The following is a 13,801-nucleotide window of genomic DNA, read 5'->3' as shown; positions in this document are numbered from 1 at the left end:
TATATACACGCTATTTACTTTTCCTATAATTGTCAGGACACCATTTATACGAGGGATACGATGCAAACTCTATGTCGAATACTGATAACAACACTCCTCTGTACCATTTCGCTCAGTGCTTCAGATCTATCAGTAAAAATACTTTATTTAGACCAAAAGGTAAAACACCCTCCGGTTCTCTCAAACGTTATGGAAAAACCGGATAATTTGGGCTTGGAAGGGGCCAAGATAGCCGTAGAAGACAGCGAAAAAACAGCCCGATTCATGAATCAGCACTATGCATTGCAAACGGAAGTTTCGGGAGATGAAACAGTTCTGCTAAAAGCTTTTGAACAGTATGTGGACCAAGGGGGAGCGTATGTTATTTTAAACGTTCAGTATCCCCTTTTCGTGAAACTTCTCGCTAACCCGAAAAGCCAAAAGGTTTTGATGATCAACGCCGGGTTGAGCAATCCTCGCCTGCGAATGTTCTACTGCAATCCGAACCTTTTACATACCATTGCCGATGATACGATGCTGTATGACGGGCTAATGCAATTTTTGGTGAAACGAAATTTCAAAAAAATATTTTTAATCGAAGGAAAAACAGCTAAAGACAAAAATATCGTCTATGCAATTAAAAGAGCTGCCAAAAAATTCGGTGCCAAAATCGTACAAGAGAAAGTGTGGGACAACAACAGCGATATTCGCAGAAAAGCAGAAGATGAACTGCCGGTATTTACGCAAGGTGAAGATTATGATGTGATTCTCACTGCCGATTATTACGGGGATTTTGGCGAAGTTGTCTATTTCAATTCATGGCTCCCGCGTCCTGTAGCCGGAACCCAAGGTCTCACTCCCGTAGAATGGCACAAGAGTATCGAGCAGTGGGGTGCGGCACAGATGCAAGATCGCTTTAAAAAATATGCATCGCGCGGTATGGAGTCTGAAGATTTTGCCGCTTGGGTAGCCGTACGGACGATTGTAACCTCCATAATGCATACGAATACGAGTGACCTCAAAACGAATCTTGCCTATATCCGTTCCAACGAATTTGAACTGGCCGCGTATATGGGACGAAAACTCTCTTACCGAAGCTACAACGGGCAACTCAGAATGCCGATTTCTCTGGTTCAGCCTAATGCTCTGATCTCAACCTCGCCACAGGTAGGGTTCCTGGATCCGGTAACCGATTTAGATACACTGGGTATCGCAGCATCTGAGATGAAATGCAAACGAAAATAATCGTTCTCTTCTGTCTCGTCTTCGCAGGAGTGCTCAATGCAGAAACTATTCGCATCGAGACGCCTGAATTTATTTCCTATCGAGTCAGCGATATATCGTTTGAAGAGCTGCAATTACGTATTGGCAATGAGCTTCAAGTCAATGGATTTAACATCGTATACGAAATCAATATCGCAAAAGCCTTAGAAGCGGTATCGAAAAATTTAGATCAACAATCAAAACTACATAATGGAATCAGCATTGGCTTTTGCAAACCGTCAGTCAGCTATCAACTAATGAATAAAAGCATCGATACGCTTCTGTATTGTCCATTGAAGTTAGTTGTTTTTCAGGTGAAAGAGAACTCTGAGGTGACGGTGTCTTTTCTAAAAGCACCGAAACTGAATGATCAGGTGGATCCAAAAAGTATGGATGCGATAATCGAAAAGATCATCACATCCGCTTTGGATTAATACGTTCCGTATAGTTTATACGTTTTGTCACCATACATGATAAAGACTTTTTTTACCGCTTCATCATTTTGGCTTGCCGGAAGACTCAGCCCGACCGCACCCGCAGGTTTCTCATTCATAAACTTTTTAATAGCCTCAGTCGGGACATTCCCCTCAAAAATATACTCCCCGAGAATAGAGGTATTACAAGAATACAGTTCTCGTGGAATGCCCAGACTGCTTTTGAGACTTTTCACATCCGTCAAAGACGTCACCTCCGGTTTTGCGATTGTCAGTTCCACATCGGATACCCATGAAGCAGGACATAAACTTGTTACCGGTTTATAAATCTGCATTTTAAGCTCTTCCGCATGAATGAGCGAAAGCATCGATAGGAATAGGAGTGTTTTTTTCATGATTTACCTTCTAATATTGTGGGATACATAGATAGAATATTCTCTTTTATCATTTGGACCTGCGATGGATCAAGTATCTCAAAACCGTAATGATCATTCACGTGAGTCATCACTTCTTCGGTGACTTCACCCCCCAAAAAGAGGATTTTTTGCGAAAGGGAAATGGCTTCGTCCAGATCATGTGTGACCAATATCACGGCAGGATTGAAACTCTTGCAAAAGAGCATCAAATCATTTTGAAGTGCCAGTGACGTCGGTTTATCTAAGGAGACAAACGGTTCATCCAGCAAAATAAGCTTGGGTCTGTTGATAAAAGCTCGCACGAGTGATACTCTTCGCGCCATCCCACCTGAGAGATTTTTAGGATACATATCCATCGTATACTCCAATCCCACCATCGTCAAAAGTTTTTGGATCTCATCAGGGACACCGATTTTGTCTACGACGGCAATGTTTTCTCTGACGGTAAGCCACGGTAAAAGTCTGGGTTCTTGAAACATCATTCCGATTGAGTCTGCACCCGTCTCGATCGAACCTTCAAAATCACTATCCAATGATGAAATAAGTTTGAGGAGTGTCGTTTTACCGCATCCTGAAGGGCCGATTATGGAGAGAAAAGTCCCCTCTTCAAGTCTGAAGCGTAGATTCTGAAGGATCTTTTTCCCACTGTATTCTTTGCTTTGAATATCAATACTCAGCATCTTATCTCCATTTCGCTATTCGGACTTCAATCGGTCGGAAAATAAAATTTTCGATACCGATGATGATAACGATGAAGGAAAATGAATATGCCAGAATCGATGTGATATCAAAAAACTGAAAAAACATGGAGAGCTGAAATCCGATTCCGTCACTTCTGCCCAACAGTTCCACAACCAACACAATTTTCCAGATCAGTGAGAGACCGTTTCGGGCACTTGCTATGATATACGGGTAAAGTTGCGGGATATAAAAGGTGAACAGCAATCGGTAACGTGATACTTTATAGACGTAGGCGACCTCCAGCAATTTTTTATCAATCGCTTTCACCCCTTCTCGTATAGTGACGATCACCATCGGAACTTTATTAATCACAACGGCCAAAATCGCTGCAACATCGCTTAACCCAAACCAGATATAGCAGAGCATAATCACAACCAATGCCGGCATATTCAGTCCGAGCACGAGGAGCGTATCCAAAGCCGCATCGATTTTTTTGAAATTTCCCATCAGCAGACCGAAGGCTATTCCGACAGGCATGGCGATAAGAAAGATCATTGTGACACGATATAAAGTAATACCCAAATGGTGCAGAAGTTCCCCGTTTGAAATATGCCCGATCAGGCTGTTTAAGACGGCTAATGGCGCCGGAAACATAGAAGAATCAGCCAGCAATGCCGTTATCTGCCAAAGAGCAATCAGGAAAAAAACAGACCCTATACGCAGATACAAAAGAGTGTTCATCGTTATCGCCCTGCCGAGTTAGGTTTATAGGGCCAAAACATCGTTTTATCAAATTTTTTGGATTCTCCTACGAGACTTTTCCCGCCGGTTTTTTCCAAGAGTGCATATACCTGTTCAATCCCTTTGATCTCTTCAGAGGTAAACTTTTCCGGGATTCCCTCGCGATACCCTTTTTTTAACGCTTCAAAAGCCGCATCGTCTTTGACGTGCATGAAAGGCCGTAACGCATTCCATGCCGCATCATTTTGTTTGAGTATCGCATTCGCTTCCAGTGATGCTTGTAAAAAAGCGTTGATCGTCTTTTTGTTTTCTGCCGCAAACGATCGTTTGAATACCCATCCTGTAAAAGGTATATCTTGATTGTTAATACCAAAACTTCCTAAAACTCCCCGGACAGACGAAATGGGGGTCATCCCTTTTTCATCCAGCAATACGTTATAGTGCCAGAAATTGAGTACCGCATCCAAACTACCATCCGATAATTTAGCATTCAGAATCGGCGGTGCGGCAAATACAATCTCTGCATAGCTTGAGAGATCAATCCCCAGTTTCTGTTGCGCATACGCTCTGTAGAGTAACCAGCTTTTATCCATCGGTCCTCCGGCGACACCCAATTTTTTCCCTTTTAAATCACCAAGAGTACGATAACGGGAATTATTGGTATAAATTCCTCCGGTTCCTGTAGAATACGGATAGAAATAGAGCAAAAAATGAGGATAATTTTGTCGGTTGACCCAGACCCAATCGTTGACGATGACATCAACGCTTTCGGCTTGAAAAGCGACTGCAACACCATCTTTGGATGCCAATTCTTTAATTTGAAGGTCAAATCCGTATTTTTTATCCAGTTCCAGTGATTTTATCGTCATCAATTCCCAATTGACCGTTCCGTATGCCAAAACTCCAACATTCAGCTGATTGCTGCTTCCGTATAATAATGTAAGAAAAACGAATAATGCTACAAAGATTTTCATCGATAAATTCTCCTGATTTAAACTCATATTCCGATGTATTCTAATACACATATATAGCTTGAAAATAGCGTTAAAAATTTCCTTTTAACCGCTATTATCAGGCTATTTTCATACTCTATAATTTCCAAATCACAAACGAAAAAAGGAGTTGAGTATGAAGAAATTGCATACACTTGGAGCGGTAGCATTGCTATCGGCAACACTAGTATTTAGTCACGGAAACGTCACACCTCAGCCGGTAGATACCAAAGGGCTGGCACCGCTGGGAAAAGCTTGGTTGGAGTCCAATCCGTATGTCGGAAATGAGACAGCTATTGAGATCGGAAAACATGCGTATGCTGAAAACTGTGCCCGTTGTCACGGATTGGAAGTAGTATCAGGCGGTGTTGCCCCGGATCTTCGTTATCTTGATCCGGGAGTAGAAGGAGACGCATGGTTTATGGAGCGTATCCGCGGAGGTGCGGTACGTAACGGTAATGTGTATATGCCTCCATTTGAAGGAGTCATCAGCCAAGAGGGTATGTGGGCAATCCGCTCATATTTATTTTCTGTTAAAATCGACCATTAACAATGAAGTTTCTAACGATCATCATCAGTATCTTTTTCCTCTCTCTTTGCTCTCATGCACGGAGTATTGAGGATATACAAGCCGCTGGAGAGATCGTCATTGCCGTATACAATGATTTTCCCCCGTATTCGTATATAGACAGCAACGGTGAAGCCAAGGGAATCGATATTGAGATCGGCAAACGTATCGCCGAATCTCTCAATGTCAAACCCAAATGGTACTTCACCGATGCGGGCGAGGATATGGACGGTGATCTTAGAAATGTCGTATGGAAAGGAAATCCTGTCCATAAAACCCGCGCAGATGTCATGATGAGAATTCCCTATGACTACAATTACATGCGTGAAACCGATGTCAGTACGGGTGCGCTCAGAACCGATATGGTGGTCATCAAATCACCTTATCATTCGGAAAGATGGGTTATCGTAACTCATAAAGAGACAATACCGTCGATCAATACGATGGGAATATTTGCCTACAACACCGTCGGTGTAGAATTAGACACACTTCCTGACAAATACCTCTCGATGCATAACGGAGGATTATTGCGCAAAAATGTCAAACGCTATGCCAGATTCCAAGATGCCGTCAAAGATTTTCAAGACGGAAAAATCGATGCTATTGCCGGATTACAATCACAACTTGAATTTTTGCTTGACTATGAAAAAAATCAAGACAAATATTTTATGACCAAGGAAATATTAGGGATAAAATCCAAATGGGATCTCGGTATCGCTGTTCGGATGGATGCTCACGAATTAAGCAACCACATTGACGGTGTAATTTCACAACTCTATCAAGACAACACGTTGAAGAGTATATTCGATCAGTATCATGTGACATACAATATACCCATCTCGATCAGCCCTTAAAGGAAACAAAATGGCTACTCTCTTCCGTAAATATGCCCTGCTTTTTCTTCTGCTGAGCGCAAGCACACTAGCACAGAATCCGATTTATTCGCCCACCTTTGACGACCTTGTCCATGATACGCTTCATACCCAAACCTATTTTTTTGATGATGAAAACATCACGATCACTGTCCCGAAGTTTGCCGATAACCCTTCCCAAGTCCCGGTCTCTATCGATGCTTCCAAAATCAAAAATCCGAAGCGAATGGTTGTATTTGCCGATCTTAATTATATTCCCGAAATCATGGATGTCGACGTATTACGACTCAAACCGATCTTTTCATTTAACATCCGTGTCGCACAGGAGACACCGATCCGAGTCCTTGTCCAAGACGATAAAGGGCTCTGGCATATCGGAAGCAAAAACATCAAAAGCCCGGGAGGCGGATGTGCGTCGGCTTCTCCCGAAGACAATAAAAAATTTGCCCTTCTTCAGGGGAAATCAAAAAGCCATACGGTACGCCAAGACGATTCCTATGCGATCAACTTCTCTATTTATCACCCGATGGAAACCGGTCTGATGTTCGGCACCGCCCCTTTCTACATCAAACATCTTAATCTCTATAGCAACAAAGAGCTGATCGGCAGTATGGATATGACCTCGGCCATCAGCCAAAATCCGGTCTTAACTCTGTATACATCCTTCGGAAACGGCAATTACACGATCGATATGGAAGATACGGACGCAAACGAGTATCACATTCAGACAAAATTCGCAGAGTAACCGACAACTGCCAAAACAGCCTGTCCGTTCTTCTCCGGCAGATACTTAAAATGTATATTTCAAACGAATCATAAGGCGGTCATAGCCGCCGTCATAATTCTCTATGCCGTTATTGGCAGTGTTTTTATTTTTATCGTTTACGATAACGTAATTTATTTCCGCTCCAACCGCGTCGGTAATCTTATACAGTGCAATTAGATTGATTTCGTCTACTTCCAGATGTTGTGGAGCACTTTTAAAGTTTGAGTAGCTGGCGGTAAGCGTTCCCAACCCTTCCATTTCCAACTCTGCATTGAACTGATAGACGTTTACATCCTCGAAATCATCCAGATTCACTTCTTCGGTATCTACAACATATGGACCGTTTCCGAAACCGCTGATGATGTGTTTGCCTGAAGGGTTTGAAGCTTTGTTATACTCTGCACCGAGGGTCAGAATACCGATATTCAAATTGGCTCCAATCCCATAAATATTTCCCTCGGCGTTGCTGTTGTTTTGGGCATTAAACCGTCCCAATTGCCCAATCAGTTCCAGACTGCCCGCTTCAGCGAATTCTAAAGTATACGTCGCATCCCCATAGAAAATATCACTCAGTTTATCAATTCCATAATACCATCCGCTCAGTTCCAGATCATCCAAGCTTTCGTTGCTCATTCCAATCATGATCGCTCCGTTACTTCCTGGAGCCAGTTTCTTGAATTTTGAGATATCGTCTCCGGAGTCATAACCAGCCCACCGTGAAATATACCCACCGACAAACGTCATGTCCTCAATCCCTTTATAAGTTGCAATCGCCGCTTCAAACGTATTGGGATGCATTCTAATATCTTCCTCCTCTGCAAACGGAGTATCGATTAATTGACGACCGATACGTACGGACACACCATCGACAGCGTAATCCATATAAGCTTCACCGATATAGGCATAGGAATGGGTATGATTACCGAATAAATCAGGATTTGCTTTTCCCTCATCAAAATCTCCGGTTGCGAAAGGAAGTTTTTGGGACATATATACTCCTGCACCGAGTTTTATGTCATTCCTAGGAGCCGTTTCATATTTCAAAATACCTCCGATTGAGGTTCCGTAGGTATCGGTATCCACTTTATTATTTTGACTAATGTATGCGCTTCGGATCTCTCCGCTAATTGTTCCATCTTCCAATACATCATCTGTACTTGAAGCATGTAATACCGCTAGTGCAGCAAAACTCAATACAACTGTTTTTTTCATGTAAATTTTCCCAACAGGGTGTATATTTTAAGATAGTATATAGAATGAAAATAGCTCTGAAATAGCCGTCTAATGGTGGAACTCGCTGTATATTTTTTATTACCATGCATTGATACTGAAGAAAGACGGGATACCCGAAGGCATCCGGACTTTCTCCCCTTTTTATTATCATCACCTTATTGACGTCGACGAAACTCCACTACAGGTTCAAAACTTTTCATAAAAAGGAGGATTCATCCCCGTAAGGATGAAAGCTATCTAACGATAATTAGAAGTTAAAAGTCAAATAGACTTGAAGAGAATTGGATTGTGAACCGTTATTCTGATCATCCGCATCCGTAGAGACGTATGCCACAGTAGTGTCCAATGCCCCGAAAGATTTTGTAGCACTCAATGCAATCTCCTGCATATCAACTCCGACACGCGGTGTAGCGAGAGTAGCGAAATAAGCATTATTGACATTGGTGTAATATGCACCGAATTTCGCAATAGATGCAGTATATTCAGCCGTTACATTCACGGTTTTCGCATTAGGAGCCCCAACATATCCATAGTTCCAAAATGCTTCCGTATACAATTTCGATTGTGCGGCAACGGTATTATTGGTCGCAAGGTTGGCAACTTTAAAGACACTGTTTTTATCTACGTCGGAATAGGCAGCAGAGAGTTTTAGATTTTCGATCCCTTCATACCCTACTTTCAATGCATAGGCTTGAGAATCATGGACACCCGCATATTCGCCTTTTGGGCTAATTTCTGCATATTCTGCACCCAATTTTAAACCTTCGAAATCAACATCTGCTTGGAGCCAGAAAGCATCCGCAGCGCTAACAGCATTCCAGTACCATGCTTGTGCAGTGAGCGGTTTGAACGAGTTATTGATAATACCGGCTACATTCGCTCCATTCGCTCCATGAACACCGAATTTAGCGCCGTCACCCAAAACACCATCCAGTCCATTACCTGATGTATTATTTGGCGTAGGAAGAGAACCGTCTGTATACCCTACCGAATTTACACCATTACTATGTCCTGCATATACACCGACTACGGTTGTATCCGGAATGTCTTGATTGATAAGAACAACAGCCTCATAGGTATTCGGAGCAATAGACCACGTTTCACTAAATGAAAGCGGGGAATCGAGCAGCATTCGCCCGGCTTTAAGAGTGGTTTTACCATATGTTCCGGCAATCCACGCTTCACCTAACCATGCTTCGTCAGCAACATTCGGACGGGCAGGATTGGTAACGGTGTGGCCGCTTGACCATGCTTTGCTTACAAGATTGTTTTCAAGTCCAAGGGTGCTTATCGCATACCCTGTCACACCGAAAGAAATAGATTTCGCAAGGTCTCCGGTCACACCAAGACGAAGAGCGGTATCTGCCGCACTATTCGTTTTACTAAAAAGATCACCCGAATTCTTATCATCCGTATAGTAGTACAGTTTTGCGTCACCGTTTACTTTTACATTTTCGATCGCAAATGCGTTTACTCCCAGCAATACTGCTGCAACTAGGCTGATTCCTACTGCTTTTTTCATATCAACTCCTTATAACTATTGATTTTTATTATAAAAACAATATCTATGTGTATAGTTATTATTAATACAATTCGAATCTTCCGGAAAGTATATAGAATGTAAATAGCGGTGAAATAGCCGTACTTTTAAAAACAACAGCCCTATCTGATAAAGATCCAAGCGAAAAATCACACTAACTTCACACTTGAGTGGTTATACTATTAGTATACAGAAATGTAGATTCGTAATATGATTCTACAGTTGAGTATTAGAATACAATGAAAGAAAGCATCCAAATCATGGTTAAATCAACAATAGTAAAAATACTTTTGCTTTTAATAGGTATTGCGCACAGTTTTGTTATAGCAAACGAACTGCCTAATATATGCAGTAGAGATCAAAATGTCAACGAGTTTACAATCCTCAGTTATCATGAAATTGCGGACAAAAGTGAAACATTAGATTCGACATATGCAGTACCTCCATCCAATTTTGATCAGCAAATGAATTGGTTGATCGAAAACGGTTATCATTTTGTCAACATCGACGATATTATCAATTATCGCAAATATGGAAAAGCGCTCCCTAACAAAGCGGTTTTAATTACCTTTGATGACGGTTATCAATCCGTTTATGATAATGCCTACCCTATTTTGAAAAAGCACAAAATCCCTTTCGTAATCGCATTGGTCGGCAGTTGGCTCAACGGCAAAAAAACAGTAGATTTCAGCGGTAAAACAATTGCACGTGACAAATTTTTAAGCCAAAAAGAGATTAGAGCAATGATACACAGCGGCCTGGCAGAGGTAGCCAGCCATAGTTATCAGTTTCACGAAGGGCTGCAAGGAAATCCGCAGGGAAATATGGAACCGGCGATTACGACTCGCCTATGGTTTAAGGATACAAAAACCTACGAAGACGAAAAAAGCTATCAAAAGCGTGTCTATAATGACTTGTTGGAAAACAACATTTATTTAGAACAATATACGGGGCAAAAGCCGCGAGTCATGGTTTGGCCGTATGGGCATTACAATATTGAGGCGCGCAAAATTGCCGAAAAATTAGGAATGCCTATCGGATTAACATTGGATGATGGCAGTAATACACGTATTACACCATTGTGGGGACTTCGACGTATCTTGGTTGAGGGGAAGATGACCCTTAAAGATTTAGAGCACAATATGCTATCGCGAAATGCGAATTTGGCGGATGATGACCGTACGACAAAAGCTGCCCATATCGATCTGGATTACATCTATGATCCGGATCCTGCCCAACGGGAAAAGAATTTGGGAGCCTTGCTCGACCGGATCAAAAATTTGGGTATTAATACAGTTTATTTGCAGGCTTTTGCCGATCCTGACGCCAACGGTGCTGCAGACTATGTCTATTTTCCAAATCGTAATATTCCGATGCGTGCCGATCTATTCAATCGGGTTGCTTGGCAAATTGCTACACGAACACAGGTCAAACGTATTTACGCCTGGATGCCGATGATTGCATGGGAATTGCCGAAAAACAATCCGGCGGTCAACGATACGGTAGTAACATTGCAGGTGGATCCGACCCATCTCAACATGGGGTATCCGAGATTGTCCCCTTTTTCTCCTAAAGCTCGAAAGGTCATCAAAGAGATTTATGAAGATTTGGCAAAATCAACCTATATTGACGGTATCTTATTTCATGATGACGTCACTTTGTCAGATTTTGAAGACGACAGTCAGTTTGCTCATAAGCAATATAAAAAATGGGGATTGTCAGACAGTGTCAGCGCAATCCGAGCGGATAGAAAACAATTTGAAAAATGGACTCAACTCAAAACCGACTATTTAGATGATTTTGCCATGGAATTGGCACAAATAGTCAGAAATGAACAACCGGGGCTCAAAGCGGCGCGTAATCTCTATGCCCAAGTTGCATTGCACAAAGACGCACAGGAATGGTACGCACAAAGTTTGGCTCAATCCATCAAAAAATACGACTATACCGCTATTATGGCGATGCCATATATGGAGCAAGCCGATAATGAAAAAGAGTTTTATGACAGTATCGTTAAAAATGTCAAACAAGTGCAGTGTGGAATGGAACGTACCGTAATGGAATTGCAAACGGTCAATTGGCGAAAAGATAATGAGCCAATTTCACCTCGAGAATTGCACGATACTATAGGATATTTATACGGCTTGGGTGTTCATCATATTGCCTATTATCCAGACAATGTGTTCACTAACAATCCGGATGCCGATAAGATAAGAGCAGATTTTGCACAAAAACCGATACGTATGCATTCGTTAACTTCATTTGAAATGGCACCAAACAACTAAGAAGGATTTATTTTTGATGACACTAACAATATTCTTACATTTACTATGGCACACAGTGCTGGGGTATGTCTTTTATTATCCACTTTTTATGTCCAGTTTATGGATAGTAGGGGCTATCTTTTTTTATTTTAAAAATGAACGACCCTATTCCAAATACAGTATTCCTCCACTTAGAGCCAATGAAAGTTGGCCTGGAGTCAGCATATTGATCCCATGTTACAATGAAGGGGAAAATGCTGTCGAAACGATTTCGTACGCTCTGAATATCGACTATCCGGAGTTTGAAGTTATCGCGATCAATGATGGCAGTAAAGACAATACTCTAGAGATCCTACTCGATTTGGCGAAAACAAATCCAAAATTAAAAGTCGTTAATTTGGCCGAAAATCAAGGGAAAGCATTAGGACTGCAAGCCGGTGCACTGTTGGCAAAATATGAATATTTGATAGGGATTGACGGCGATGCCTTGATTGATAAACATTGTGCCTATTGGATGATTAAGCACTTTATCAGATATCCGGAAGTTGCCGCCGTAACGGGTAATCCGAGAATTCGCAATCGCACGACGTTATTGGGAAAAATCCAGGTGGGTGAATTTTCTTCCATCGTCGGGATGATCAAGCGTGCACAACGCAGTTTCGGACGTATTTTTACCGTATCAGGGGTTATTACAGGCTTTAGAAAAGCTGCCGTTCATGAGGTAGGCTATTGGAGTCCGGATATGCTAACCGAAGATATCGATATAACCTGGAAACTACAACGTAACGGGTGGGATGTACGGTTTGAACCTCGTGCTTTAGTTTGGATTTTGATGCCAGAAACCTTGAAAGGATTATGGAAACAGCGTCTACGTTGGGCTATGGGCGGTGTACAAGTTATGCTTAAAAACTTCAAAGTTTTATTTATGCCTAAACAAACGCATCTCTGGGGACTCATGGTAGAGCTAATACTAAGCACGTTGTGGGCGTATAGTATGGTATTGGTGTTTTTGGTCTGGTTTATTAGCCTATTGGTTCCTATCACCTATTTAATGCCTCAACAATCACCTATTTTACCAGACGACAGTAGTGCTATTTTAATCGGTGCTTGTTTGGTACAGTTCGGTGTAAGTAAATGGCTGGACGGCCATTATGATCAAGGTTTGGGAAAAAATTATTTTTGGATGGTTTGGTATCCGTTTGCCTTTTGGCTGCTGAATCTGTTTACGGCGGTCACCGCTCTTCCGAAAGTGCTATTCGGTACAAAAGGCCGAGCCAGATGGGTTAGCCCTGACCGCGGTGCGCATCAACAGATCAAAAAGGGGTGATGAAATGGAAACATTAATTATTAATAAACGCCGAGAGCTACCCAAAACCAAACGAATCATATGGGACATCATAACCGTTTTACTTTGGATAGGATTTATCTATTTATGGAAGCCGGTATTTCACGTATTTTATCGAATCATTACATTAGGTGCCCCTGCTGATGAACTATCCGACTGGATTTTCGGTGAGATCCACAGTGTCACTGTTTGGCATGCACTCTATATGCTTATCGGAACACCGATAGTACTGTTTATCCTCTCACGACTAAACAGACACCAAGCCCCGAGTGAACATTTAATTTATCATTCGGATGATTATGCAGGTTATTTTAATGTAAACAGTGAAGAATTACAGCAATGTACGAACAACCAACTGGTTACGGTTTTCCATGATGATCATGGTCATATTATCCGTCTTGATAATCACATTGCGAGCACCCATGATTCCTTACATCCTATACATTCTTAAATGCAACGATGATACTTTATATACCGGTATCACTAGCGATCTGGAAAAACGTCTCATAGAACACAATACATCAGACAAAGGGGCAAAATATACCCGATACCGCCGTCCCGTTGTCGTTGTCTATCAAGAATCTTGCCGTGACAAAAGCACGGCATTAAAACGTGAACACGCTATTAAAAAAATGACCCGTCAGCAAAAACTTGCTCTATTCTAAATAATTTATTTTGTCACAAAACATTTACTATTTCCATTTTGT

Annotated in this window: 15 protein-coding genes; 9 read left to right on the top strand and 6 right to left on the bottom strand. The window is 41.8% G+C overall.

What is annotated here, in order from left to right; all coding sequences use genetic code 11:
- Positions 1-60 precede the first annotated feature (60 nt).
- The gene (locus PHE37_RS08005; protein WP_299996361.1) at positions 61-1,224 is read left to right on the top strand and encodes an ABC transporter substrate-binding protein; all 1,164 of its coding nucleotides are present in this window, start codon (positions 61-63) and stop codon (positions 1,222-1,224) included.
- Positions 1,209-1,676, top strand: coding sequence for a DUF302 domain-containing protein (locus PHE37_RS08000; protein ID WP_299996358.1), 468 nt, complete (start codon positions 1,209-1,211; stop codon positions 1,674-1,676). Before PHE37_RS08005 ends, PHE37_RS08000 begins: the two co-directional genes overlap by 16 nt.
- Here the strand turns inward: PHE37_RS08000 and PHE37_RS07995 are convergent.
- The 4 genes from PHE37_RS07995 to PHE37_RS07980 are packed head-to-tail and all read right to left on the bottom strand — an operon-like array spanning position 1,673 to position 4,488.
- Positions 1,673-2,071: a DUF411 domain-containing protein gene (locus PHE37_RS07995; RefSeq protein WP_299996355.1), complete on the bottom strand. Its 399-nt coding sequence runs from the start codon at positions 2,069-2,071 to the stop codon at positions 1,673-1,675. The genes PHE37_RS08000 and PHE37_RS07995 overlap by 4 nt on opposite strands.
- Positions 2,068-2,772 (bottom strand): ABC transporter ATP-binding protein, encoded by a 705-nt coding sequence (locus PHE37_RS07990; protein ID WP_299996352.1) that lies wholly within the window; start codon positions 2,770-2,772, stop codon positions 2,068-2,070. Before PHE37_RS07990 ends, PHE37_RS07995 begins: the two co-directional genes overlap by 4 nt.
- 1 nt (position 2,773) lies before the next feature.
- Entirely contained in the window at positions 2,774-3,514 is a 741-nt protein-coding gene (locus PHE37_RS07985; RefSeq protein WP_299996348.1) for an ABC transporter permease subunit, read from the bottom strand.
- A 2-nt stretch (positions 3,515-3,516) separates the two neighbouring features.
- Entirely contained in the window at positions 3,517-4,488 is a 972-nt protein-coding gene (locus PHE37_RS07980; protein WP_299996346.1) for an ABC transporter substrate-binding protein, read from the bottom strand.
- 154 nt (positions 4,489-4,642) lie between these two features.
- On the opposite strand from PHE37_RS07980, the gene pedF reads away from it, so the two are divergent.
- Genes pedF through PHE37_RS07965 form a run of 3 tightly spaced genes read left to right on the top strand, consistent with a single transcriptional unit; the run spans position 4,643 to position 6,691 of the window.
- Positions 4,643-5,056, top strand: a complete 414-nt coding sequence (pedF, locus tag PHE37_RS07975; protein ID WP_299996343.1) for a cytochrome c-550 PedF — start codon at positions 4,643-4,645, stop codon at positions 5,054-5,056.
- A gap of 2 nt (positions 5,057-5,058) precedes the next feature.
- On the top strand, positions 5,059-5,928 hold the full coding sequence (locus tag PHE37_RS07970; protein WP_299996341.1) for a transporter substrate-binding domain-containing protein: 870 nt from the start codon (positions 5,059-5,061) through the stop codon (positions 5,926-5,928).
- Positions 5,929-5,938: 10 nt separating this feature from the next.
- Entirely contained in the window at positions 5,939-6,691 is a 753-nt protein-coding gene (locus tag PHE37_RS07965) for a thiosulfate oxidation carrier protein SoxY (RefSeq protein ID WP_300008391.1), read from the top strand.
- Positions 6,692-6,736: 45 nt separating this feature from the next.
- Here PHE37_RS07965 and PHE37_RS07960 read toward each other — a convergent pair whose 3' ends face one another.
- Positions 6,737-7,924 (bottom strand): porin, encoded by a 1,188-nt coding sequence (locus tag PHE37_RS07960; RefSeq protein ID WP_299995136.1) that lies wholly within the window; start codon positions 7,922-7,924, stop codon positions 6,737-6,739.
- Positions 7,925-8,192: 268 nt separating this feature from the next.
- A complete protein-coding gene (locus tag PHE37_RS07955) occupies positions 8,193-9,467 on the bottom strand; it encodes a porin (RefSeq protein ID WP_299995135.1) in 1,275 nt (424 codons plus the stop codon).
- Between the two features lie 278 nt (positions 9,468-9,745).
- Here PHE37_RS07955 and pgaB point away from each other — a divergent pair, with 278 nt between their 5' ends.
- From pgaB to PHE37_RS07935, 4 genes are read left to right on the top strand one after another with little or no spacing between them, the layout of a single operon-like run.
- On the top strand, positions 9,746-11,770 hold the full coding sequence (pgaB, locus tag PHE37_RS07950) for a poly-beta-1,6-N-acetyl-D-glucosamine N-deacetylase PgaB (protein WP_299995134.1): 2,025 nt from the start codon (positions 9,746-9,748) through the stop codon (positions 11,768-11,770).
- Between the two features lie 16 nt (positions 11,771-11,786).
- Positions 11,787-13,076, top strand: coding sequence for a poly-beta-1,6-N-acetyl-D-glucosamine synthase (gene pgaC / locus PHE37_RS07945; protein WP_299995132.1), 1,290 nt, complete (start codon positions 11,787-11,789; stop codon positions 13,074-13,076).
- A 4-nt stretch (positions 13,077-13,080) separates the two neighbouring features.
- Positions 13,081-13,545, top strand: a complete 465-nt coding sequence (gene pgaD, locus PHE37_RS07940) for a poly-beta-1,6-N-acetyl-D-glucosamine biosynthesis protein PgaD (RefSeq protein WP_299995130.1) — start codon at positions 13,081-13,083, stop codon at positions 13,543-13,545.
- The gene (locus PHE37_RS07935) at positions 13,517-13,759 is read left to right on the top strand and encodes a GIY-YIG nuclease family protein (protein WP_299995128.1); all 243 of its coding nucleotides are present in this window, start codon (positions 13,517-13,519) and stop codon (positions 13,757-13,759) included. Before pgaD ends, PHE37_RS07935 begins: the two co-directional genes overlap by 29 nt.
- Positions 13,760-13,801 lie beyond the last annotated feature (42 nt).

Origin of the sequence: Sulfuricurvum sp., from assembly GCF_028681615.1 — a bacterium.
In the GTDB taxonomy this organism is placed as follows: domain Bacteria; phylum Campylobacterota; class Campylobacteria; order Campylobacterales; family Sulfurimonadaceae; genus Sulfuricurvum.
The sequence above is the reverse complement of the archived record's forward strand: the minus strand, read 5'-3'. Positions and strand labels throughout refer to the sequence as shown.